Annotated in this window: 21 protein-coding genes; 5 read left to right on the top strand and 16 right to left on the bottom strand. The window is 63.0% G+C overall.

Going from position 1 to position 22,921, the window contains the following annotated elements:
* Window positions 1-86 precede the first annotated feature (86 nt).
* The 11 genes from IE083_RS08585 to uvrB form a co-directional block, all read right to left on the bottom strand.
* On the bottom strand, window positions 87-1,292 hold the full coding sequence (locus IE083_RS08585; protein ID WP_189353194.1) for a flagellar hook-length control protein FliK: 1,206 nt from the start codon (window positions 1,290-1,292) through the stop codon (window positions 87-89).
* Between the two features lie 63 nt (window positions 1,293-1,355).
* Window positions 1,356-1,793 (bottom strand): flagellar export protein FliJ, encoded by a 438-nt coding sequence (gene fliJ / locus IE083_RS08580; protein WP_189353193.1) that lies wholly within the window; start codon window positions 1,791-1,793, stop codon window positions 1,356-1,358.
* A gap of 9 nt (window positions 1,794-1,802) precedes the next feature.
* A complete protein-coding gene (gene fliI, locus IE083_RS08575; protein WP_189353192.1) occupies window positions 1,803-3,197 on the bottom strand; it encodes a flagellar protein export ATPase FliI in 1,395 nt (464 codons plus the stop codon).
* Window positions 3,181-3,972 (bottom strand): FliH/SctL family protein, encoded by a 792-nt coding sequence (locus IE083_RS08570; RefSeq protein WP_189353191.1) that lies wholly within the window; start codon window positions 3,970-3,972, stop codon window positions 3,181-3,183. The genes fliI and IE083_RS08570 overlap by 17 nt, the downstream gene beginning before the upstream one ends.
* Window positions 3,962-4,960 carry a flagellar motor switch protein FliG gene (gene fliG / locus IE083_RS08565; RefSeq protein WP_189353190.1) on the bottom strand — a complete coding sequence of 333 codons (999 nt, stop codon included), beginning with the start codon at window positions 4,958-4,960 and terminating at the stop codon, window positions 3,962-3,964. The genes IE083_RS08570 and fliG overlap by 11 nt, the downstream gene beginning before the upstream one ends.
* Window positions 4,953-6,626: a flagellar basal-body MS-ring/collar protein FliF gene (gene fliF / locus IE083_RS08560; RefSeq protein WP_229799666.1), complete on the bottom strand. Its 1,674-nt coding sequence runs from the start codon at window positions 6,624-6,626 to the stop codon at window positions 4,953-4,955. The genes fliG and fliF overlap by 8 nt, the downstream gene beginning before the upstream one ends.
* Before the next feature lie 114 nt (window positions 6,627-6,740).
* On the bottom strand, window positions 6,741-7,061 hold the full coding sequence (fliE, locus tag IE083_RS08555; protein WP_189353188.1) for a flagellar hook-basal body complex protein FliE: 321 nt from the start codon (window positions 7,059-7,061) through the stop codon (window positions 6,741-6,743).
* A 29-nt stretch (window positions 7,062-7,090) separates the two neighbouring features.
* Complete coding sequence (locus IE083_RS08550; protein WP_189353187.1) at window positions 7,091-8,419, bottom strand: sigma-54-dependent transcriptional regulator; 1,329 nt, start codon at window positions 8,417-8,419, stop codon at window positions 7,091-7,093.
* A gap of 51 nt (window positions 8,420-8,470) precedes the next feature.
* Window positions 8,471-9,160: a chemotaxis protein CheB gene (locus tag IE083_RS08545; protein ID WP_229799665.1), complete on the bottom strand. Its 690-nt coding sequence runs from the start codon at window positions 9,158-9,160 to the stop codon at window positions 8,471-8,473.
* 49 nt (window positions 9,161-9,209) lie between these two features.
* Window positions 9,210-9,698: a low molecular weight protein-tyrosine-phosphatase gene (locus IE083_RS08540; protein ID WP_189353185.1), complete on the bottom strand. Its 489-nt coding sequence runs from the start codon at window positions 9,696-9,698 to the stop codon at window positions 9,210-9,212.
* A gap of 2 nt (window positions 9,699-9,700) precedes the next feature.
* Complete coding sequence (gene uvrB, locus IE083_RS08535; RefSeq protein ID WP_189353184.1) at window positions 9,701-11,713, bottom strand: excinuclease ABC subunit UvrB; 2,013 nt, start codon at window positions 11,711-11,713, stop codon at window positions 9,701-9,703.
* Between the two features lie 150 nt (window positions 11,714-11,863).
* On the opposite strand from uvrB, the gene IE083_RS08530 reads away from it, so the two are divergent.
* Window positions 11,864-12,718: a serine hydrolase gene (locus IE083_RS08530; protein ID WP_189353183.1), complete on the top strand. Its 855-nt coding sequence runs from the start codon at window positions 11,864-11,866 to the stop codon at window positions 12,716-12,718.
* Between the two features lie 63 nt (window positions 12,719-12,781).
* On the opposite strand, the gene IE083_RS08525 is transcribed toward IE083_RS08530, so the two are convergent.
* The 5 genes from IE083_RS08525 to IE083_RS08505 form a co-directional block, all read right to left on the bottom strand.
* A complete protein-coding gene (locus IE083_RS08525) occupies window positions 12,782-13,825 on the bottom strand; it encodes an ABC transporter ATP-binding protein (RefSeq protein WP_189353182.1) in 1,044 nt (347 codons plus the stop codon).
* Entirely contained in the window at window positions 13,825-15,435 is a 1,611-nt protein-coding gene (locus IE083_RS08520) for an ABC transporter permease (protein ID WP_189353181.1), read from the bottom strand. The genes IE083_RS08525 and IE083_RS08520 overlap by 1 nt, the downstream gene beginning before the upstream one ends.
* Window positions 15,436-15,562: 127 nt before the next feature.
* Window positions 15,563-16,555: an extracellular solute-binding protein gene (locus IE083_RS08515; protein WP_189353180.1), complete on the bottom strand. Its 993-nt coding sequence runs from the start codon at window positions 16,553-16,555 to the stop codon at window positions 15,563-15,565.
* 191 nt (window positions 16,556-16,746) lie between these two features.
* Window positions 16,747-18,027: a flagellar assembly protein T N-terminal domain-containing protein gene (locus tag IE083_RS08510; RefSeq protein ID WP_189353179.1), complete on the bottom strand. Its 1,281-nt coding sequence runs from the start codon at window positions 18,025-18,027 to the stop codon at window positions 16,747-16,749.
* Window positions 18,028-18,035: 8 nt separating this feature from the next.
* The gene (locus IE083_RS08505) at window positions 18,036-18,725 is read right to left on the bottom strand and encodes an LPP20 family lipoprotein (RefSeq protein ID WP_189353178.1); all 690 of its coding nucleotides are present in this window, start codon (window positions 18,723-18,725) and stop codon (window positions 18,036-18,038) included.
* Between the two features lie 169 nt (window positions 18,726-18,894).
* Here IE083_RS08505 and IE083_RS08500 point away from each other — a divergent pair, with 169 nt between their 5' ends.
* From IE083_RS08500 to IE083_RS08485, 4 genes are all read left to right on the top strand, one after another.
* The gene (locus IE083_RS08500; protein WP_189353177.1) at window positions 18,895-19,458 is read left to right on the top strand and encodes a peptidylprolyl isomerase; all 564 of its coding nucleotides are present in this window, start codon (window positions 18,895-18,897) and stop codon (window positions 19,456-19,458) included.
* An 18-nt stretch (window positions 19,459-19,476) separates the two neighbouring features.
* Entirely contained in the window at window positions 19,477-19,977 is a 501-nt protein-coding gene (locus tag IE083_RS08495; protein WP_047967390.1) for a peptidylprolyl isomerase, read from the top strand.
* Between the two features lie 58 nt (window positions 19,978-20,035).
* The gene (locus IE083_RS08490) at window positions 20,036-20,758 is read left to right on the top strand and encodes a UDP-2,3-diacylglucosamine diphosphatase (RefSeq protein ID WP_189353176.1); all 723 of its coding nucleotides are present in this window, start codon (window positions 20,036-20,038) and stop codon (window positions 20,756-20,758) included.
* Between the two features lie 237 nt (window positions 20,759-20,995).
* Window positions 20,996-22,690, top strand: a complete 1,695-nt coding sequence (locus tag IE083_RS08485) for an L-lactate permease (protein ID WP_189353175.1) — start codon at window positions 20,996-20,998, stop codon at window positions 22,688-22,690.
* Window positions 22,691-22,921 lie beyond the last annotated feature (231 nt).

Here is a 22,921-nt window from a genome sequence, read left to right as displayed (position 1 = left end):
CAGCCATTTAGTAGATTTCCGGGGGAACAGCAGGCCGTTTTCCGCTTGCGGCCAACCTTGCGTCGACCCGCGGCACGGCTGGTGAATCAGGCTGTTTCCCGCAGGCCGGAAGAGGCAGTCACCGGAGATGAAACCATCTCCGGTTCCGGCAGCGACGGCATCACCTCGGGCTGGCTGCGGCCGTGTTGCTGCTGCGCCTGCTGGCCGTGCTGTTGCTGACCGTGCTGTTGCGAGGAGACCTGCGCATCCGCCAGTTGCAGACCGGCCTGCTCCATCATCCGCGACAACGCCGGCAGGTGACTCTCGATGATTTCCTTGGCCATCAGGTTGGAAGTGGTGACCATGATCTGCGCCTGCTCCTTGTTCATGGAGATCTGGACTTCGATCGGCCCCAGCTTTTCCGGGGTGACATGGAAGCGCGCGGAGTCCAGCTGCCGCTCGACCGCCTTCACCACTTGCTGGCCAAAGGCCTCGCCCCACTGCTTGCTGCGATCCATGGTGCCACCCAGCAGCACCTCCTTCAGCTCCTTGCCGGCGCCAGTGGCGGACAAGTCGGTCGGCAATTCCTGCCGCCCGGCGGCAACTGCTGGCGGCAAGGTTTTCACTTCGGAACCGGCCTCGGCCGCCTCCGCCTCGCGCATGGCCAGCCGCACCGCCACCGCGGCGGACAGGCCATCATCCTTCAGTGTCCGCAATGCCCGCTTGTCGCTGCTGGCGGCGGCCAGCCGCACCGCCACCGCGGCGGACAGGCCATCATCCTTCAGTGTCCGCAATGCCCGCTTGTCGCTGCTGGCGGCGGCCAGCAGCCCTGGCAACGCCGGTGCTTCATCAGCGGCGGCATCTCCGGTCAGTGCAGCCAGCTCCGACAGCGCGCCGGCCGCCTCGCCGCCTTTGGCGGACTTGGTTTTGGCACCGGCCAGTGCGGCCAACTCTTCCGCCGCCAGCGCTTCGCCAGATGCCGCAGCAATAGCCGGGGCAGGAAGTTCCATCGTATCCTTGCTGGCGGTAATGGCTTGCTGGCGGGCCGCTCCGCCGCCCTGCATGAGCAAACCGCCCAGCAACAGGGAGGCATCCTGTACCGGCTCCGCCAAATTGCGCAGCGGTACTTCAACAACATCCTCCGGCAGATCGTCGTTGCCGGTTCCCGCCATGCCCTGCACTCCCAACGCAAATGCCTGTAACTGATCGGCAAAGAACATGGCAAAAGGGGAGTCCGGCGTGCTGACATAGCCCTGACTCGGACTGGCCGAGCTGTCGCTCAGGTTTAAAACGGACTGGATGGTAATGGCCATAGACATGCTCCTTGTTGTCAGCACCCCGACAAGAGCATGAATTGTGCCAATCAGCAGGGCGGATTATTCAGCCCTGTTCTGGGCGCCGATACGGGCGGCAAATTCGTCCATCTGTTTCTGTTCAGCCTTGCGCTGGCGCACACTCAGGCGCTCCGCCTCGCGCTCCTGCAGTACCTGATAGGACTTCAGCTGCTTGCGCAGGGCAAGCCAGGCCTGCTTCTCCAGCAGAAAGCGCTGTACGCAGCGATCCAGCTCGTGCTGCTGCTGTTGCCGTGCCTCTTCCAGCTTGACCAGAAACAGGCGCGCATCACGCCACTGCCCGACCCCGAGGCCACGTTGCGCCATGTGCAGCACCCGCTGCTGGTAGTCGGCCAGAAACGTATCCACCTGCCGCAGCGTCGCCTCTGCTTGCGCCTGCGCCTGCTGTGCCTGCTTCATGCGTTTGGCAGCCTCGTCCAGTTTGTCTTGTACCAGCCGTATCAACAGGTCGAATTTGCTCATGGCCTAGCCTTAGCCGGTCAGTACTTGCTCAAGCTGCGTCAGGCAGGAGGCAGAGTCGTGGTATTCGTTCATCGGCTGAGTCAGGAAGCCGACCAGTTGCAGATGGCGGCGCATCGCCTCGTCCAGCAAGGGGTCGGAGCCGGGCACATAGGCACCGACGTTGATCAGGTCGCGACTGCGCTGGTAACGCGAGAACAGCTGCTTGAAACGGCGTGCCAGATTGACATGATGCGGGGTGGTGACGTCGACCATCACCCGCGAAATGGACTGTTCGATGTCGATCGCCGGATAGTGACCGGACTCGGCCAGCTCACGAGTCAGCACGAAGTGACCATCAAGAATGGCGCGCGCCGAATCGGCGACCGGGTCCTGCTGGTCGTCCCCCTCGGATAGCACGGTATAGAACGCGGTAATGGAGCCGGCGCCGGCTTCGGCATTGCCGGCACGCTCGATCAGCTGCGGCAGCTTGGCGAACACTGACGGCGGATAGCCCTTGCTGACCGGTGGCTCGCCGATGGCGAGGGCGATTTCGCGTTGCGCCATCGCGTAGCGGGTCACCGAGTCCATCAGCAGCAGCACGTCCAGACCCTGGTCACGGTAGTACTCGGCCAGCGCGGTCGCGTAGGCGGCGCCGTGCAGACGCATCAGCGGCGGCGAGTCCGCCGGCGCCGCGACCACCACCGAGCGCGCGAGGCCTTCCGCGCCGAGGATGTGCTCGATGAAGTCCTTCACCTCGCGCCCCCGCTCGCCGATCAGGCCGACCACCACCACATCGGCGCGGGTAAAACGCGCCATCATGCCCAACAGCACCGACTTGCCGACACCGGAGCCGGCAAACAGGCCCAAACGTTGGCCGCGCCCCACCGTCAGCAGGCCGTTGATCGCGCGCACGCCGACATCCAGCACATCGCGCACCGGCGAGCGCCGCAGCGGATTCAGCGGCTGGCTGTACAGCGGGTACAGCGCCTCGGCCGGCGGCTCGGCGCCGCCGTCCAGCGGCCGGCCCAGCGAATCCACCACCCGCCCCAGCAGCGACATGCCCACCGGCACCTTGCGCCCCAGCATGCGCACCGTGCCGCCGCTATCGGCCGGCTCTTCATAAAGTGGCGGACGGATCTCGGGCACCGCGCATACGGCAAGCCCCGGCTGCAGGCCGTGCACATTGCTGAGTGGCATCAGGTACAGGCGGTCACCGGCAAAGCCGACCACTTCGGCCTCGGCCTGATAATCGGCCGACACCATGATCTGGCAGGCACTACCGACCGGCAAGCGCAGGCCGACCGCCTCCATCACCAGCCCGGTTACCCGCGTCAGACGCCCCTCAGCCTGCCACACCGGCAGCGGCCGCAGCGCCTGTTCGCAGCGGCGCAAGAAGTCGCGCTGCCGCTCAATCAGCATGCTCATCCGTCAGCCCCAGCCCCTTGCGCAGCAGCTGCAGGCGGCTTTCCAGCGTCAGGTCGATGGACGCGGACGGTGTTTCGATGCGGCAACCGCCGCGCGTGAGCGTGGCATCGGCCTGCCACTGCATGCGCCACTGCGGATACTGCTCTCCCAGAAAAGCCTGCAAGGTCGCCAACTCATCCGGGTGCGCCTGCACCCTCACCTGCGCCACGCTGTCGGCCAGCGTATCCAGCACCTCGGTCAGCAGCGAGCGCAGCACCGCAGGGTCGTGCCGCACCACCTCACCTATCACCTTCTCGGCAAAGCTGACCGCCAGCGCCAGCACCTCCTGCGACAGCTGCGCGCCCAGCTGCGACAGCTCCTGCTCGAACGACTGCTGCAACGCGGACAACGGCTGCCAGTACTGCTGGAACTGCTGCTGCGCCTCGAGCAGCGCCCGCTCGGCGCCTTCGGCACGGCCGCGTTCTTCCCCGGCCTGCATGCCGGCCCGCAAACCGGCGTCATAGCCGGTCTGCCACGCCTCCTGATGAATCGCCTCCAGCTCGGCCGCGGTCGGATAGGCGGCAGCGGCCACGGCATCGAGCGGCTCGGCCGCCTGCGACTCCTCCGCCATAATGAGCAAAGCCCCCTCGATAGGGGGCTCCTCCGGCTGCGGCGCGGCAGCCACCGACTCGGGCGGCGCTGTCTCCGGTGCCGCGGCGGCGCTGCCCAGCTCGCCCATGATCCAGCTGCGCCACTGCCCCAGTGACTCGGCAGGAATGACATTGCTATTCGACAAGACCTTCGTCTCCACCTTTGCTTGCAATCACGATCTGGCCTTCGTCGGCCAGCTTGCGCACGATCTTGAGGATTTCCTTCTGCTCGGCCTCGACCTCGGACAGCTTGACCGGGCCTTTCGACTCCAGGTCGTCCCGCAGCATCTCGGCCGCACGCGACGACATATTGCGGAAAATCTTGTCTTTCAGTTCCTGGCTGGTGCCCTTCAGCGCCACCACCAGCGAGTTGGACTGCACTTCGCGCAGGATGGTCTGGATCGAACGGTCGTCGATCTCGAGAATATTCTCGAACACAAACATCTTGTCCTGGATACGCTGCGCCAGCTCCGGATCGTACTCGCGGATGTAGGACAGCGCCGAGGCCTCGACGTTGGAGCCGAGGAAGTTGAGGATTTCGGCCGTCATGCCGACACCGCCGGCCGCACTCTTCTTGACGCGATCGGCGCCGGACAGCAGCTGCGTCAGCACGTCGTTCAACTCGCGCAATGCCTGTGGCTGCACGCCCTCCAGCGTTGCAGTACGGATCAGCACTTCGTTGCGCACCCGCTCCGGGAAGTAGGCCAGGATGGCACTGGACAGGTCAGGGTCCAGATGCACCATGATGGTGGCGATGATTTGCGGGTGTTCGTTGCGGATCAGGTCGGCGGCGGAGGACGGGTCCATCCACTTCAGGCTCTCAATGCCGCTGTGGTCGTTGCCCTGCAGGATCTTGTCGAGCAGGTTGGCCGCCTTGTCCGGACCCAGCGCCTCCACCAGCACGTTGCGCAGATACTCGTCGGTCGCCCCGAAGTTGGCACGGGCCGCGCACTCCTCCTGGAACTGCGACACCACCTTCTCCACTTCCTCGTGGCTCAGGTTATTGAGCCCGGCCATGGCCAGGCTGAGTTTCTGCACCTCCTTGGGACCGAGGTACTTGAAGACCTCGATCGCTTCTGCCTGACCAAGACTGAACAGCAGTACGGAACTGCGGCGAACACCGACATCACTCATCAGAGCTGATCCATTCCTTGATAATCTGTGCGGCCATGCGAGGATCGGATTTCACGAGCTCGCGAACATTCTGCATATTAGCCTCGAATGCACGACGCTGAAGCTCTTTCGGTGACGGATTGTCACTGTCTTCCTCTACCTCGCCCTCTTCGCTTTCCTCTCCCGCTACCGCCAGCAGACGGCCACTGCTGGCGGCGGCCGCCGCCTCAAGATCATCCTCCGGCACAGGCGGTGGCGGCGGATTCACCACATCACGCATGATAGGCCGCACCACACCGAACAGCAGGTACAGAATGGCCAGCAGCAACAGGCCGTATTTCACCAGATCGGCAGCATTATTGCTGGCAAAATCCAGTACCTTATCCTGTACCGTCAGTACCGGAGCCGCATCGGCAAAGCTGGCATTGACCACATTGACCGAATCGCCACGTGCGGCATTGAAGCCGACCGCTTCCTTGACCAGATTATTGATCTGGCCGAACTCCTTTTCTGTCAGTGGTGTCGCCTTCAGCACCCCCTGATTGTCGGGCACCATCTTGTAGTTCACCACTACCGCCGCGGTCAGGCGCTTGATAACACCTTTCTGCGACTTGGTATGCTGGATGGTCTTGTCGACTTCGTAGTTGGTGGTGATTTCGCGGCTCAGCGAGCCGGAGGCGGTGCCCATCGGCAAGCCGGACAGGGTGGCTGTACCGGGGGCGGCGCCAGGCGGCAGTGTCAGCGGTGCCGAGGCGAGCGACGGCGGCTGATTGGTCAGCGCTCCGGGCACGCCGGACGGCAGGTTGGCGTCGCGCCCCAGCGTCTCGCTGATTTGCTGGCTGCGGGTTGCAGAAGGATTGGGTGTCGAATTGGGGCGGAAGCTCTCCGAGGTCTGCTCCGACTCGGAAAAATCCACGTTGGCCGTTACCTGGGCGCGGGCATTGCCCTTGCCGAAAATCGGCTCGAGAATGGTTTCGACCCGCTTGGTGTAGTCGGCCTCGATCTGGCGCACATAGTCCAGCTGACGGCGATCGAGCGAGCCGTTATTCTGGTCCGGCACCGTGGACAGCAGATTGCCGTCCTGATCGACGATAGATACATTGCGCAGCGGCAGGTTGGGTACCGAGCTGGATACCAGATGCATGATGCCGGCAATCTGCCCGCCATCCAGAATCCGCCCCGGGCGCAGGGTCAGCATCACCGACGCCGTCGGCTGCTGCTGGTCACGCACGAATACCGTCTGCTTCGGCATCGCCAGATGCACGCGCGCACTCTCGACCACGGCAACCGCCTCGATGGTACGGGCCAATTCACCCTCGATCGAACGCTGGTAATTGACCTGCTCGGCAAACTGGCTGATACCGAATTTCTGCTTGTCCATCAGCTCGAAACCGACGCCGCCGGCCTTGGGCAGGCCTTGTGTGGCAAGCTTCAGGCGGGTTTCATAGACGCGCTCGCTTGGTACTGAAATCACACCGCCATCACCGATCTGGTACGGCACGTTCATCTGCTGCAGGGCGGCGGTAACCTGGCCGCCGTCACTGTCGGCCAGACCGGTAAACAGTACTTTGTAGGGAGGTTCGCGATTGAATACCAGCAGGGCAAGCGCGATGGACAACACTGCGGCGATGGCAGTGAAGAACAGGATTTTCTTGTTATTGGGAAGGGCATTGAAACGTGTCAACATTTCGTTGACACGCCCCTTCCAGGCAGGCGCAGTATTATCGACCAATTCAGCCATACAGTGGTTATTTCATTATTGATCTTACCGCCGCAGGCCCGAAGCTCGAAACAGACGGCGCTACACTTGCGTATTCATGATTTCCTGATAGGCCGAAACCAGCTTGTTGCGGGCCTGAACCATGGTCTGGAAGCTCAGACTTGCTTTTTGCATCGACACCATGACGTCCTGGATGTTAACGCCTTCCTCTCCCAGCTCAAACTGCTTTTGCAGCTCAAGCGAAGTGCTTTGCACCTGGTTGACTTGCTCCAGCGTGCTCTTGAGTACATCAGAAAAATCGACTTCCGGAGCGGCCTTGTCTGCCGCTGGTGCCTGCCCCGCGGCCAGCGATGACATGGCGCGCAGCTCGCCCAGGAGCTGATTGATACCCTGCGTGGACATAGTAACCTCTTGCAGTGAGGCCGGCGGCGTCAGGCCGGACCGGCGTCTTCTTCACGATAACGTTGCAACTTGTAGCGCAACGTCCTTTCGCTAATGCCAAGGCGTTCTGCAGCCAGTTTCCTGACACCGCCGCACGCTTGCAGCGCATCAAGGATGTGACGCTTTTCCACCGCCTTCATGCCCAGATCGGACTCGTCGACGGTGCTGTCCGTTGTTACCGGCAGCACCATCGCCGATGGCGACAGCATCAGGTCGACGGCAGAAACTTCCGGCCCGGCGGCAAGAATTGCCGCCCGCTGCATCACATTGTCCAGCTCGCGGATGTTACCTTCCCAACTATAGGCCGTCAATTCACGCTCCGCGTCCTTGCCCAGAGCCAGACGCGGCTTGGAAACGGCATTAGCGTGCTTATCCAGCAATTTTCGCGCCAGCGGCAAAATGTCTTCAGTGCGCTCACCCAGCGCCGGTACTGCCAGCGGGAACACGTTGAGGCGGAAAAACAGGTCTTCGCGGAAGCGGCCGGCCGCGACTTCTTCCTGCACCTCGCGGTTGCTGGTGGCCAGCACGCGGATATCCAGCTTGATGGTACGCGTGCCGCCGACGCGCTCCACCTCGCGCTCCTGCAGCACGCGCAACAGCTTGGCCTGCAGGGGCAGCGGCATTTCGGTGATTTCGTCGAGCAGGATGGTGCCACCCTGCGCCTGTTCGAACTTGCCGGGCAGCACGTTGGCCGCACCGGTGAAGGCGCCCTTCTCGTGGCCGAACAGGGTCGATTCCAGCAGGTTGTCGGGAATCGCCGCACAGTTGACGGCGACGAATGGCGCCGCGCTGCGTCGCGAGTGGCGATGGATGAAGCGGGCCAGCACTTCCTTGCCGGCGCCGCTGGGGCCGCTGATCAGCACGCTGGCGTCGCTGGGCGCCACCTGCCGCGCGATGGCCAGCAAGCGTTTCATCGGCGCGGAATAGGCCTGCAGCTCTTCGTCGCCTTCCGGCTCCGGCAGCAGGTACTTCTCTACCTCGGCAATCAGCTGCTGCGGTTCGAACGGCTTCAGCAGGTAGTGGCTGGCACCGGCGCGCAGCAGGTCAATCGCGCGCTCGATCACGCCGTAGGCGGTCATCAGCACGAAGGGCAAGGCCGGATAGGCGGCCTTGACCTGCCGGAACAGGGTGTAGCCGTCCATCGGCTGCATCTGGGCATCCGACACCACCAGGCCGACCGCGTTGTCGCGCAACACCTGCAGGGCCGACTGACCGTCCGCCGCCTCCAGCACCGCGTAACCGGACAGCACCAGGGTATCGACCAGCGCTTCGCGCAGGTCGGCATCATCTTCCACAACCAGGACAGGCAAATATTTCATGGGTAACCGATGTAATTCATGACAGGACAGGACCAGCCGCCGGACAACAGCTCAGTCCTGATGCTGGCGCTGGCCGCACAGCGCGACCAGGCGCGCGGCAATATTGTTGAGTGGCAACACTTCATGGGCAGCACCGAGGGCAATGGCCTCCTTGGGCATGCCGAACACCACGCAGGACGCCTCGTCCTGCGCAATATTATGGGCGCCGGCTTCTTTCAGCTCACCCATGCCGGAGGCGCCATCACGCCCCATGCCGGTCAGGATCACGCCGATGGCATTGCGGCCGATAACGTTGGCCGCAGCGCGGAACATCACGTCCACCGACGGCTTGTGACGGTTGACCGGCGGCCCCTGGTGCAGGCCGATGGCGTAGCCGATGGTGCTGGCCGGCTTGATCAGCAGGTGGGAATGCCCCGGCGCGATATAGACCACGCCCGGTTGCAAGCGCTCGCCGTCTTCCGCCTCCTTGACCCGCAGCTTGCACAGCGAATCCAGCCGTGCGGCAAAGGATTTGGTGAACATTTCCGGCATGTGCTGGGTGATGATGATCGGCGGCATCTGCTCCGGCAGCGCGGTCAGCAACACCCGCAGCGCTTCGGTGCCACCGGTGGACGAACCGATGGCGATGACCGTCTGGCGCCCCAGAGCCAGCCGGCCAGGCTGGCGCGGCAGGATGGCGTCGGCAGTGTGACTGGGCGCGACTTCCAGCGGTTTGAAATCCAGCCCTTCTTTACGCGGCATGACCATGTTTTCCCCTTTTGGCGGCGCCTGGGCGCGGCGTCAGGTTTTGTTATATTGCAGGCAACTGCGCCCTGGCCTTGTCCAGCCAGTGGCGCGACGCCTGCTCCAGCAAGGTGAATACTGCATCAAAGCCGGCTTCCCCGCTGTAGTAGGGATCCGGCACCTCGGCATCCGCCAGCATCAGCGCCAGTTCGCCCGGCCAGTCCGCCGGCATTTGCCACCGCAACTGTGCCAAATGATCGTAACCGGCAACCAGGATCAGATCAAACTGCCGCCAGTCTTGCGGCTGGAACGGCCGTGCCCGCAACGCACCCATGTCGACGCCGTGGCGCAGCGCGGCCGCCACCGTGCGCGGATCTGCCGCTTCACCGGCATGCCAGGCCGAGGTGCCGGCGGAATCGACCACGATCTGCGCCGCCAGACCGGCGCGGCCAACGTCACGCACGAAGATGGCATGTGCGGTCGGCGAGCGGCAGATGTTGCCGGTACACACGAACAGCACCCGGAAACGGGCAGACGGCTGAGCATTGTTTGTCATGATTACAGCGGATTGATCCATGCCTGTTCTTTTAATACTTTCAACTGATCGCGCAGGCTGGCGGCTTTTTCGAATTCGAGATTGCGCGCCGCTTCCAGCATTTCCTTTTCGATACGCCTGATTTCCTTGGCCAGCGCTTTTTCATCGAGCACCACCGTCGACAGCGCGCTCTTGCGCTTCGCGACACCTGCATTATCACCGTAAACGCCGTCAATCAGATCACGTACTTTCTTGTTGATGCCCTGCGGCACAATACCGTTGGCCGCATTAAATGCCAATTGTTTATTTCGGCGACGCTCGGTTTCATCAATAGCCCGCTTCATGCTATTGGTAATTTTATCCGCATAAAGAATGGCGCGACCCTGCAAATTACGTGCGGCACGGCCGATGGTTTGAATCAGGCTACGCTCGCTGCGCAAAAAGCCTTCCTTGTCGGCATCCAGAATCGCCACCAGCGACACCTCCGGAATATCCAGCCCCTCGCGCAGCAGGTTGATGCCGATCAGCACGTCGAACATGCCCAACCGCAGGTCGCGGATGATCTCCACCCGCTCCACGGTGTCGATATCGGAGTGCAGATAGCGCACCTTCAGCGCGTGCTCGGTGTAGTAGTCGGCCAGCTGCTCCGCCATGCGCTTGGTCAGCGTGGTCACCAGCACCCGCTCGTTGCGGTCCATACGCAGGCGGATTTCCGACAGCAGATCATCGACCTGCGTCGCCACCGGCCGGATCTCGATCTCCGGATCGACCAGCCCGGTTGGCCGCACCACCTGCTCCACCACCTGGCCGGCATGGCTGGTCTCGTAGTCCGCCGGGGTGGCGGACACGAAGATGGTCTGCGGCAGCAGGCGTTCGAACTCGTGGAATTTCAGCGGCCGGTTGTCCGCCGCCGACGGCAGGCGGAAGCCGTACTCGACCAGGTTCTGCTTGCGCGCGGCGTCGCCCTTGTACATCGCGCCGACCTGCGACACGGTGACGTGGCTCTCGTCGATGAACATCAGCGCGTTCTTCGGCAGGTAGTCGATCAGCGTCGGCGGCGCATCGCCCGGTGCGCGGCCGGAAAAGTGGCGCGAGTAGTTCTCGATGCCCTTGCAGAAGCCCATCTCGTACAGCATTTCCAGGTCGAAGCGGGTGCGCTGCTCGATGCGCTGCGCCTCCACCAGCTTGCCTTCCTTCTGGTACCACTCGATGCGCTGGCGCAGCTCCAGCTTGATCTGCTCGCAGGCGCGCAGCACGGTGTCGCGCGGCGTCACGTAGTGGCTGCCGGGATAGACGGTAAAGCGGCCGACACGCTGCTTGGTGGCGCCGGTCAGCGGGTCGAACAGGGTCAGCGTTTCGATCTCGTCGTCGAACATGCTGACGCGCACCGCCAGCTCGGCACTTTCCGCCGGGAAGATGTCGATCACGTCGCCGCGCACGCGGAAACCGCCACGCGAGAAGTCGACATCGGCACGGTCGTACTGCATGGTCACCAGCCGCGCGATAATGTCGCGCTGCGTAATGGTCTCGCCTTCCTTCAGGTGCAGGATCATCTGGTGGTATTCGGCCGGATCGCCGATACCGTAGATCGCCGACACGGTGGCGACGATGATGCAGTCCGGCCGTTCGAGGATGGACTTGGTCGCCGACAGCCGCATCTGCTCGATATGTTCGTTGATGCTGGAGTCCTTCTCGATGAACAGGTCCCGGCTCGGCACATAGGCCTCCGGCTGGTAGTAATCGTAGTAGGACACGAAATACTCGACCGCATTCTCCGGAAAGAACTCGCGCATTTCTGCGTACAGCTGTGCGGCCAACGTTTTGTTGTGCGCCATGATGATGGCCGGACGGCCGGTGCGGGCGATGACATTAGCCATGGTGAAGGTCTTGCCGGAACCCGTCACCCCCAGCAGGGTCTGGAATGACAGGCCGTCATCCAGCCCCTCCACCAGCGAGGCAATCGCCGTCGGCTGGTCACCGGCCGGTGGAAACGGCTGGTGCAAATGGAACGGACTCTCCGGAAAAACAATATTCATCGACATTCACCCATTCGTCACGCCAGGGATAGCTGGTCCAATTGTTTTTCATGGCATAAATAGAAAATCAATCCGGACAAATCCATTCTGGCGATTTAAAATAAAATCTGATTTTGTTACGCACACACCACGCATCGGAGCCACAAAAAGATGCTGAAGAATTTATTTATTGCTTGCGTGCTGGCGCTTGGCAGCAGCGCCATCATGGCCGCACAGCCGACAAGCTATCACCCGTCGGAAGCCGCCCAGCCGCACTTAAGCTCGCACTCGGTCGCCATCGTCGACGGCACGACCGGGCAGATGGTATTCGAAAAGAATGCCCGGCAAAAGTTGCCGATTGCCTCCATCACCAAATTGATGACCGCGATGGTGGTACTGGATACCGGCCTGCCGCTGGATACCCCGCTGACCATCGGCGACGAGGAAATTGATCGCCTGAAGAATACCGGCTCACGGCTGGCCGTCGGCTCCACACTGACGCGCCGCGAGATGCTGCTGCTGGCGCTGATGTCGTCGGAGAACCGCGCCGCGGCCGTGCTGTCGCGCTACTACCCCGGTGGCCGTCCCGCCTTCATCGAGCGCATGAACCAGAAGGCACGCGCCATCGGCATGCAGAACGCCAGTTTCTACGATTCGACCGGGCTGGATGTACGCAACAGCGCCACGGCGATGGACTTGGTACGCATGGTCAAGGCCGCCAACCAGTACCCGCTGATCCGTCAGTTCACCACCACGACCGAGTACTTCGCCCAACCGACCGCCACCCGCACGCTGCATTACAAGAACAGCAATGCGCTGGTGCGTGAAGGACAGTGGACGATCGAGCTGTCCAAGACCGGCTTCATCAACGAAGCCGGTGGCTGCCTGGTGATGGAAGCCGAAGTCGGCAGCCAGAAGCTGGTTTTCGTGCTGCTGGCCGCCAACAGCACGGCGGCCCGGGTGCGTGACGCCCGCTCAATCAAGACCTGGCTGGAGTCCATTCCGCACACCTGGCTCGCGGGCTGAACCGCGCCAAGGTTGGCCGCAAGCAAAAACCCGATGCCTGGCACCGGGTTTTTTCATGCGCGCTCAGCGCGCAAAGGCAATCAGGTGGTCCAGCTCCAGGCGGATGCCGATCGCCTCGCCGATGGCGTGGTTGTGATGGCTAGGTACCTGCGCCAGCACCTGCTGCCCGGACGGCAGCTGCAGCGTGTACATGAACTCGGAACCCATGAACACCTTGCCCTTGACGGTGGCAGTCAGTGTGCTGTGGTCGTCGTGCACCACGTCATCCGGACGTAACAGCACGTCTACCTGCGCGCCGACCTGGTAGGCCAGCGGCGTCAGGCTGCAGTACTCGCCCACCTCCAGCGTCACGCACTGCGGTCCGCTGATCACCGCCGGCACGAAGGCACCCTGGCCGATGAAATCGGCGACATAGCGGCTGGCCGGTTCGTGGTACAGCTGGTACGGCGATGCCCACTGCTGCAGGTGGCCTTGGTGCATCACGCCGACCTTGTCGGCCATGGCGAACGCCTCCTGCTGGTCATGGGTGACCATGATCGCGGTCATGCCCTGCTCTTTCAGGATGCCGCGCACCTCGTGCGACAGGCGCTGGCGCAGGTCGACGTCGAGATTCGAAAACGGCTCGTCCAGCAGCAAGAGCCGTGGCCGCGGCGCCAGCGCGCGCGCCAGCGCCACCCGCTGCTGCTGACCGCCGGACAGCTCGTGCGGATAGGACCCGGCCAGCGCCGACAGGCCGACCACGTCCAGCATCAGCCCGACGCGCGCCTTGCGCTCGGCATCGGCAAGGCCGCGCAGGCCGAAGCCAACGTTGGCCGCAACGTCCAGGTGCGGGAACAGCGCATAGTCCTGGAATACCATCCCCACCGCACGCAAGTGTGCCGGCTTGCTGTAGCCGGGGGTGGCGATACGTTCGCCATTGAGCCGGATCTCGCCACTGCGCAGCGATTCAAAGCCGGCAATACAGCGCAGCACCGTGGTCTTGCCACAGCCGGAGCTGCCCAGCAGACAGGCGATCTCGCCCTCCGCCAACTGGAACGACATATTATCGATCACCGGTTTGCCGGCATAAGCCTGGCTGACCGCATTCAACTGAAGCAAAGCATCCATCAAGCAACATCCTTTTGACGTGACAGCAGCAAGGTGGGAACCAGGCCGACCAACACCAGCGCCACTGCCGGCAATGCCGCCTGGTCAAACACCCCTTCCGACGTCAATCCGTAAATCCTGACCGCCAGCGTGTCCCAGCCGAACGGGCGCGTCATCATGGTGATCGGCATCTCTTTCATCACATCGACAAACACCATCAGCACCCCGGTCAGCAGGCCGCCCTGCAACAGCGGCAGATGCACATGGCGCAACAGCACAAAGCCGGAATAGCCGAGATTGCGCGCCGCTTCTTCCTGGCTGCGCGTGATACGATTCATCGCCGCATCCACCGCCGAATAACCGACCGCCAGAAAGCGTGACACGTAGGCCAGCAACATTACGGCCAGCGTACCCTTCAGCACGGCGGTAATGCCCTGCCCGGCAAAAAAACGGTCGATCAGTACATTATCCAGCCAGGCAATCGGCACGAAGATGCCGACTGCCAGCACGGTGCCGGGCATCGCATAGCCCAGCGTTGCCACCCGTGCCAGCAGGCGCACCAGCGCGCCACCATCACGGCGGCGGGTATAGGACAGCAGCAAGGCAATGCCGACGATCATCAGCGCCGACATCATCGACAGCGTCACCGAGCGCAGGGTGTAGCCAAACAGCGCCTCGTTCCACTCCTGCCCCAACGCACCCCACGACCACACCAGCAGCTGGCCGAACGGCAGCACGAAGGCCAGCAGCAGCACCAGCAGCGCATAGCCGCTGGCCAGCCAGGCACGCACCCCGGCCAGCCGCAAGCGCGGCAGCGGCGCCGCGCGGCCGGCCTGCACATAGGCGCGACGACCGCGCGCATACTGCTCCAGCGCTACCATCACGAAAATCAGCACCACCAGCAGCGACGCCAGCTGCTTGGCAGTATCCAGCGAGAACAGCGAGAACCACGCCTTGTAGATGGCGGTGGTGAAGGCATCGAAGTTGAAAATCGACACGGTACCGAAATCGGCCAGCGTTTCCATCAGCGCCAGGATCAGGCCGCCCATGATCCACGGTCGCGCCATCGGCAGTGCGATGCGCCAGAAGCCGGCGCTGCGCGACAGGCCCAGCGTTTGCCCTACCTCCAGCGCGCGGCGCCCCATGGTGGAGAAGGCATTACGCGCCAGCAGGTAGACGTAGGGATAGAACGCCAGGCTCATCACCAGCACCAGGCCGCCGGTGGAGCGGATTGGCGGAAACCAGCGGCTATTGTCGAAATGCGTGCGCAGCAGGGTTTGCACCGGGCCGGAAAAGTCGAACAGCCCGACCTGGGTAAAGGCCATCACGTAGGCCGGCATCGCCAGCGGCAGCATCAGCGCCCAGTTGAAGTGCTTGCGCCCTGGAAAATCGTACACCGCCACCAGCCAGGCCAGCGGCACGCCCAGCAACAGCACGCCGATGGCCACACCCAGCACCAGCCACAGCGTGTTGTTCAGCAGCTCCGGCAGGGTATAGTCAAGCAGGTGCCGCCAGATCACCGGGTCCGGCGTCAGCGACGACAACACGATCACGGCGAGAGGGATCAGCGTCAGCAGGCTGATCAGCAAGGCGACAAGCGGCCAGCGCCAGCGCCGGAAAACGGATGGCATAGAGAAATGAAGGCGAAAATCAAAAGGCGGATTATCCGCCTTTAGTCCTTGCGGCTCAAACGGCATTCACGGGCCTCGCAAAGAAAAAAGGGCGCCACGGCGCCCTCGGATCGATACCACTGCGGGATTACTTGTAGCCGACGCGGTCCATCAGCATCACAGCTTCGGCCTGTTTCGAGCCAGCCACTTTGACGTTGATCAGGTTGTGCTTGAAGCTGCCCCACGATGCCACCAGCGCATCGGCCTTCACTTTCGGGTTGGCCGGGTACTCGAGGTTGACGTCGGCGAACATGTTCTGTGCCTTGTCGGACGACAGCCACTCCAGCAGTTTCACCGCGCCCTTCACGTTCTTGGCGTAGCGCACGACACCGGCGCCGGACACATTGACGTGGGTACCCTTGCCAGCCTGGTTAGCCCAGAACGGACTGACCGGGAAGCCCGGGTTCTTGGCAACGATACGGCCGTAGTAGTAGGTGTTGGCCAGACCGACATCACACTGGCCGACGGCGATCGCCTCCAGCATTGCGGTATCGTTGCCGAACGGTGCGGTCGCCAGGTTATTGACCCAGCCCTTGACCATGCGTTCGGCAGCAACCGGGCCGATATCGGCAATCATGGTGGCAACCAGCGACTGGTTGTAGACGTTCTTCGAGCTGCGCAGGCACAGCTTGCCCTTCCACTTCGGGCTGGCCAGGTCTTCATAGGAAGACAGCTCTGCCGGCTTGACGGCATTCTTGTTGTAGAAAATGGTACGGGCGCGAACCGACAGGCCGTACCAGTTGTTGTCCGGATCGCGCAGGTTGGCCGGAATGTTGCCGTTCAGCACTGCCGACTTGATCGGCTGGAACAGGCCCATGTCTTCGGCCTTCCACAGGTTGCCGGCATCCACAGTCAGGAAGATGTCGGCCGGGGAGTTGCTGCCTTCCGCCTTCAGGCGCTCCATCAGCGGGCCTTCCTTGTCGGAAATGACCTTGATGGCAACACCGGTTTCCTTGCTGTAGGCGTCGAACAGCGGCTTGATCAGCTGTTCGGCACGGGAGCTGTACACCACGATTTCTTCCGCAGCGGCGGATCCAGCGAAGACAGCCAGCAGCGAGGCAAGCAATACCTTTTTGTTCACAGTCACACTCCTTTAAAGCCCGTTGTCAGGCATGGCATAGATGATAGCGATTGTAATAAAGACAAGAATCGTTATCAACACCAATTTGCAACAAAACCATCTGCATCTGCCAGGCCCCGGTACGGAGCGCTGCACAGACAAAGGTTGGCCGCAAGGCGGCACTGCGGCCAACCTTGGCGCATGTGACACACTCAGCGCACCGGAAAACGCACCCAGTCACCGGCCTCCACCTTGCCACGGGCATTGCGCAGCAGTGCTACCGCCAGCCGTGGCTGCACCTGCAGCAGCTCGACATCGCCGATCACACGCTCCGGCAGACCCAGCACCACGCCGTCACCACGGCGGATCTCGGTCCGCGGTTGCTGCTTGTAGACGATGAGGCGATCGGCGCTGGCCAGCCCGTCCAGCGCACCGGCGCCCAGATAGATGCGATCACCATCCACCCGTACCACCCGCGCTGCGAACGGCAGACAGTGCATGGTGCTCGCCAGCTTGCCGGCGATGCCGTCCAGCAGCGTCGCCACGCTGCGGCCGTAGTCGTTCTGCTGGAAGCGGCCCAGGTCGAAAACATGTAGCGAGCTGTCGTGCACGGTGCCACGCGCGGTCGTGGCCGCCGTGACCGAGGCCAGCACGCCACCGGTCAGCGCGTCGTACAGCCAGTATTCGATGGCAAAGCGGCGCTCCACCGGCACTACCCGTGCCGAAGCGCCGAACAAGCCGGCCAGCGGCCCGGTGTAGTACAGCCCGGCCTCGCTACCGCTGCTGTTGCCAAACACGCCCAGTCGCGGCTCCTTGCGGCTGACGCCGGTATCCAGTACCCGCCCGGCCAGCACGAACTGCACCTCCTCGCGGCGACCGATGTCGCGCACGGCGTCGCTGGCCTGCCACGGCTCCTGTACCTTGCCACCGGGAAACAGCGACACGTTGCCGGCATCCAGCGCACGTACGTCGCGCAACGCATTCAGCCGCCGCGATAGCTCGGACGGTAACCAGGTCGCCAGATTGCCGAGATCGCCGGCATCCTGCGGTTGCGATACCTCGAAATAGGTGCTGACCAGCCGCCGCGTCAGGAAGCGCCCGGCCGGGGTCGCCGGGCGGGCGCAGACCTGGCCACCAGGCGTCATACTGCCGGGGGCGGCCACCGGTTCGTCAGTATCGACCTCCACCGTGACGAACAGCAGCCCGTCGCGCTGGTTTTCCCGCAGCACACGCGGCGTGCCGGGCAGTGTCAGCGGCCCGGTCATACCCGACTCGGCCAGCTCGCCGTTATCGAGCCGCGACGAGGCCTGCAGCGTGCCGGCATGGGTCATTGCCATCTGCCGCACGGCATCCTCGATTGCCTGCTGCCGCGCCGCAACGCGGCCGGACTCCAGCGAGGCGACGCCTTCGGCACGATACACCTCGGCAGTTGCCGGCCCTGCCAGCAAAAACGCCGCCCACAGGGCGGCGTACCAGAATGGTTTAGTCTTCATCTGCACCGTCAATGCGAAACATAGTAGTCGCCACCATAGACACAACCGCTATCGGTACATCCCAGCTTGCTGCCGTCGGCGGCAGGCAATACCCGCGCTGCGGTTGCCACGTTGCCGGTGGTCACCAGCGCACTACGATAAGCCTTGAAGAAGCCTTCGTCCAATACCACTTCGCCGATGGTCTCGCTGCTGCCGTCGGCCTTGAATTCGGTGGACAGCAGGCGCACGCCGCGCAGGTAGGCATCGACAAAGGTACGGTAGCTGTCGTTGGCCGCAATCATGTTGCCGACGGTACTGCTGCCGGACAGCTTGAAGCCCTGCACCTGTTCCGCCACCGCGCGATAGGCATCCAACTGCGAGGCGCGCATTGCCAGCAGGCGGCGCTGTACCGGCGACAGGCTGCGACTGGCAGGCGGTGCGCCATAGCCGACCACACGGATGCGCAGGGCATTGTATTTTTCCGCTTCCTTGGCCGGCGGCTCGGACAGCGGACCGACATAGCCGCCGCCCATCATCACGCCTCCGGGCGCCATCACCGGCTGTCGGGAGATGCCCGGCTGCTCATGGCTTCCTGCCACGGCAGGGGCATCGGCAACCACCATCCAGCCCTCGCCGGCAGCCGCCGGCGCCGCGGACGACGCGCAGGCAGTCAGGGACACCAGCGCCAGCAGACTTGCAGTCAAAACCGTTTTTTTCATTGCGTTCTCCGCCTACTGATTACATGTCGTGTTATTGCGTCATCGGTTTATCGGCCATTGCCGCATAATCTTTAATGAATGGCCGGATACGCCGCAGCCCGCGCCGGCTGGCACATCGCCGCCGGCCTCATGGTAAACTGCGCGCCTCAACTCTCCGGAAACCATGGCCATGAAGAAGATTGCCGCCCTCGCCCTGCTGTTGCTGCCCCTGCTGGCCAGCGCCGCGCCCAAAGTGGAGCTGCAGACCAACAAGGGTCTGATCACCGTCGAGCTGGCGCCGCAAAGCGCACCCAAGACCGTCGACAACTTCACCCGCTACGTCAAGGCCGGCCATTACGACAACACCGTGTTCCACCGCGTGATTGACGGCTTCATGATCCAGGGTGGCGGTTTTACCATCGACGGCGGTGCGCTGTCACAAAAACCGACACGCGCACCGATCGCCAACGAGGCCGACAACGGCCTGAAGAACGTGATCGGCAGCATCGCCATGGCGCGCACCAACGATCCGCACTCGGCGACCTCGCAATTCTTCATCAACCTGGTCAACAACGATTTTCTGGATTTCCGCAGCAAGACGCCGCCAGGCTGGGGTTACACCGTATTCGGCAAGGTGACCGCCGGCATGGACGTCGTCAACCGCATTGCCAAGTCGCGCACCGGCTACATCGGCGGCATGCAGGACGTGCCGATGGAACCCATCGTCATCCAGAAAGCCACTTACAAACCCTGATCCCCAAGGACTCCCATCATGATCAAACTGACTACCAACTTCGGCGACATCACGCTGGAACTGTTTGCCGACAAGGCACCGAAAACCGTCGCCAACTTTGAACAGTATGTGCTGGACGGCCACTACGACGGCACCATCTTCCACCGCGTGATCAACGGTTTCATGATCCAGGGCGGCGGTTTCACTGCCGACATGAAGCAGAAGGACACCCGCGACACCATCGAGAACGAAGCCAACAACGGCCTGTCCAACAAGACTTACACCGTGGCCATGGCACGCACGCCGGATCCGCACTCCGCCAGCGCCCAGTTCTTCATCAACGTGTCGGACAACGACTTCCTCGATTTCCGCAGCGAAACCATGCAGGGCTGGGGCTACGCCGTGTTCGGCCAGGTGGTGGCCGGCCAGGACGTGGTTGACCGCATCAAGGGCGTGAAAACCGGCCGCACCGGTGGTCACCAGGACGTGCCGGTCGAGCCGGTCATCGTCGAAAAAGCCGAGATCGTGGCTGCCGCCTGATCCCGTTCACGCAAGACCCGGGGCCGCTGCGTGCGGCCCTTATTCATGGTGCCGCACGATGGCCATACACCTGATCTCCGATCTGCACCTGCACGCCGACGCACCGTGGCTGGGCGAACTGTTCCGGCGCACGCTGCGGCAGTGGGCCGGCCACATCGACGCGCTGTACATCCTCGGCGACCTGTTCGAGTACTGGGTCGGCGACGACGACGATGACGCCTTCGCGCGCAGCATGGTCTCGGCGATGCGCGACTTCAGCCGCCACACGCCGCTGTACGTGATGCACGGCAACCGCGACTTCCTGCTCGGTGCCGGCTTTGCCGCCGCCAGCGGCGCCACGCTGCTGCTCGATCCGCACCCGCTGCAGGCCTACGGCCACCGCTACCTGCTCAGCCACGGCGACGCGCTGTGCGGCGACGACACCGCCTACCAGCAGTTCCGCGCCATGGTGCGGCAGCCGGCCTGGCAGCAGGCCTTTCTGCTCAAGCCACTGGCCGAGCGCCACGCCATCGCCCGCCACATCCGCGAGCAGAGCGAATCGCGCAAGCAGCAGGACGGACCGAACGAAATCAGCGACGTGAGCGAAGACGCCGTGCTCGCCCTGCTTGCGGCCAACCCTGGCTGCACGCTGATTCACGGCCACACCCACCGCCCGGCACGGCATCACTACCATCTGGCCGGCCAGCCGCGCGAACGCTGGGTGATCCAGGACTGGCACGACGGCCGCGCCGGCTACCTGCGCCTGGACGATCGCGGCGTCTCTGCCCATCCTTTGTCATAAGTAACCCCCGCCCGCCACAAGGTTGGCCGCAACGCCTGTCCGGCGCGGCGGCCATTTTCGTCTTTATTCATTATTTTCAACAACTTGACAAGAACATCAAGGGTTTACCCGCAAGGGCAAGCCCCCAATGACATGCTCTGACCGCAAAAATACAATCGCGACCATCCCCCTGCCAGACGTACCGTTTTCAGCCGGGGAAACAGAGCGACCAAAACAACACAACTGGAGTAAGCAATCATGAGCATGGGACTACAGGCGTTTCTCGCCTTTCTGCCGATCCTGCTTTCCGCGCTATTGCTGGTCGGCCTCAATTGGCCCGCCAGAAAGGCGATGCCGCTGGTTTTCATTGCAACCGCACTGGTTGCACTGTTTGCCTGGGACATGAGTCTTAACCGTGTCATTTCTTCCACCATCCAGGGCGTGCTGATTACCCTGTCGGTGTTGTGGATCATCTTCGGCGCCATTCTGCTGCTCAATACCCTGAAGCACTCGGGCGGCATCCTGGCGATCCGCGAGGGCTTCGCCAACATCAGCCCCGATCGCCGCATCCAGGCACTGATCATCGCCTGGCTGTTCGGCTGCTTCATCGAGGGCGCTTCCGGCTTCGGCACCCCGGCCGCCATCGCCGCACCGCTGCTGGTAGCGATGGGCTTCCCGGCCATGGCCGCCGTGCTGCTGGGCATGATGGTGCAATCGACGCCGGTATCGTTCGGCGCCGTCGGCACCCCTATCCTGGTCGGCCTCAACACCGGCATGGACACCAATGCCATCGGCGCACAGCTGGCGAGCAACAGCAGCACCTGGGCCGCCTACCTGAGCCAGATCACCGGCAGCGTCGCCATCATCCACGCACTGATCGGCGTGCTGATGCCGCTGTTCATGATCGCGATGATGACGCGCTTCTTCGGCCGTAACCGTTCGTGGAAAGAGGGCTTTGAAGTGGCGCCGTTCGCCATCCTCACCGGTCTGGCCTTTACCGTGCCCTACGCGCTCACCGGCGTGTTCCTGGGCCCGGAATTCCCGTCCATCATCGGCAGCCTGGTCGGCCTGGTCATCGTGGTCAGCGCCGCCAAGGCTCGCTTCCTGACCCCGAAAAGCCACTGGGACTTCGCCCCGGCCAAGGACTGGCCGGCAGAATGGCTGGGGTCGGTGGAAATCAAGCTGGAAAACATCGGCAGCAAGCGCAGCCTGTCGGTCATGACCGCGTGGCTACCCTACCTGCTGGTTGCCGCGCTGCTGGTGCTCAGCCGCACCAATGACAGTGTGAAGAACGCGTTCAAGGCCGTGGTCTACAAGAGCGGCGACATCATGGGCGAAGCCGGCATCAGCGCCGCCATCGACCCGCTGTACCTGCCGGGCGGCATCCTGGTGATGGTGGTGATGGCCACCTTCTTCCTGCACCGCATGAGCTGGAAGGAAATGAGCGCCGCCATCGGCGAATCGACCAAGGTGCTGCTCGGCGCCGGTTTCGTGCTGGTATTCACCATTCCGATGGTGCGCATCATGATCAACTCCGGGGTCAACTTCGCCCAGCTGGAGAGCATGCCGATCGCGATGGCACGCTTTGTCGCCGACACCTTTGGCGGCGTGTACGCCTTCATGGCCCCGACCGTCGGCGCCATGGGTGCCTTCATTGCCGGCTCCAACACCGTCAGCAACATGATGCTGGCCCAGTACCAGTTCAGCGTGGCCGAGAGCCTGGGCATCACCTCATCGCTGATCGTGGCCGCCCAGGCGGTCGGTGCCGCAGCCGGCAATATGGTCGCCATCCACAACGTGGTGGCCGCCTCCGCCACCGTCGGCCTGCTCGGTCGCGAAGGCGCAACCCTGCGCCGCACCATCATCCCGACCGTGTACTACCTGGTGATGGCGGGCCTGCTGACCAGCACCGGCATCTTCAGCCTCGGCATCACCGATGCACTGAGCAAATAACCAGCACTGACCAAGGCCATCCCCGGATGGCCTTTTTTGCTTTCTCCTTCCGGTTTTCCCGGCACCGGAAATCACTGCCAGCACATCCCCTCCCACCTGCTTTCATCAATCATCAAGAGCCACGCACAACAGCAATCGCCGGAACAGCGCGTTTTCCATGCCGGGCACGGCAATATCACCATGCGTCAGGAACTTGCCGGCCTGAAACAGTCAATCACCAAGCAGCAACAT

The sequence above is a fragment of the Vogesella fluminis genome, from assembly GCF_014652335.1.
Lineage (GTDB): Bacteria > Pseudomonadota > Gammaproteobacteria > Burkholderiales > Chromobacteriaceae > Vogesella > Vogesella fluminis.
Note: the sequence above shows the minus strand (reverse complement) of the source record. Positions and strands in the feature narration are given on the sequence as shown.

Bases quoted from the DNA above. Each gene is read 5' to 3' on its own strand.
- IE083_RS08485 (WP_189353175.1), top strand. From the start codon at position 20,996: ATGAGCATGGGACTACAGGCGTTTCTCGCCTTTCTGCCGATCCTGCTT.
- fliJ (WP_189353193.1), bottom strand. From the start codon at position 1,793: ATGAGCAAATTCGACCTGTTGATACGGCTGGTACAAGACAAACTGGAC.
- IE083_RS08500 (WP_189353177.1), top strand. From the start codon at position 18,895: ATGAAGAAGATTGCCGCCCTCGCCCTGCTGTTGCTGCCCCTGCTGGCC.
- IE083_RS08525 (WP_189353182.1), bottom strand. From the start codon at position 13,825: ATGGATGCTTTGCTTCAGTTGAATGCGGTCAGCCAGGCTTATGCCGGC.
- IE083_RS08520 (WP_189353181.1), bottom strand. From the start codon at position 15,435: ATGCCATCCGTTTTCCGGCGCTGGCGCTGGCCGCTTGTCGCCTTGCTG.
- IE083_RS08490 (WP_189353176.1), top strand. From the start codon at position 20,036: ATGGCCATACACCTGATCTCCGATCTGCACCTGCACGCCGACGCACCG.
- fliF (WP_229799666.1), bottom strand. From the start codon at position 6,626: ATGTTGACACGTTTCAATGCCCTTCCCAATAACAAGAAAATCCTGTTC.
- IE083_RS08550 (WP_189353187.1), bottom strand. From the start codon at position 8,419: ATGAAATATTTGCCTGTCCTGGTTGTGGAAGATGATGCCGACCTGCGC.
- IE083_RS08495 (WP_047967390.1), top strand. From the start codon at position 19,477: ATGATCAAACTGACTACCAACTTCGGCGACATCACGCTGGAACTGTTT.
- IE083_RS08510 (WP_189353179.1), bottom strand. From the start codon at position 18,027: ATGAAGACTAAACCATTCTGGTACGCCGCCCTGTGGGCGGCGTTTTTG.
- fliG (WP_189353190.1), bottom strand. From the start codon at position 4,960: ATGAGTGATGTCGGTGTTCGCCGCAGTTCCGTACTGCTGTTCAGTCTT.
- fliI (WP_189353192.1), bottom strand. From the start codon at position 3,197: ATGAGCATGCTGATTGAGCGGCAGCGCGACTTCTTGCGCCGCTGCGAA.
- IE083_RS08585 (WP_189353194.1), bottom strand. From the start codon at position 1,292: ATGGCCATTACCATCCAGTCCGTTTTAAACCTGAGCGACAGCTCGGCC.
- IE083_RS08505 (WP_189353178.1), bottom strand. From the start codon at position 18,725: ATGAAAAAAACGGTTTTGACTGCAAGTCTGCTGGCGCTGGTGTCCCTG.
- IE083_RS08540 (WP_189353185.1), bottom strand. From the start codon at position 9,698: ATGACAAACAATGCTCAGCCGTCTGCCCGTTTCCGGGTGCTGTTCGTG.
- IE083_RS08545 (WP_229799665.1), bottom strand. From the start codon at position 9,160: ATGCCGCGTAAAGAAGGGCTGGATTTCAAACCGCTGGAAGTCGCGCCC.
- IE083_RS08530 (WP_189353183.1), top strand. From the start codon at position 11,864: ATGCTGAAGAATTTATTTATTGCTTGCGTGCTGGCGCTTGGCAGCAGC.
- fliE (WP_189353188.1), bottom strand. From the start codon at position 7,061: ATGTCCACGCAGGGTATCAATCAGCTCCTGGGCGAGCTGCGCGCCATG.
- uvrB (WP_189353184.1), bottom strand. From the start codon at position 11,713: ATGAATATTGTTTTTCCGGAGAGTCCGTTCCATTTGCACCAGCCGTTT.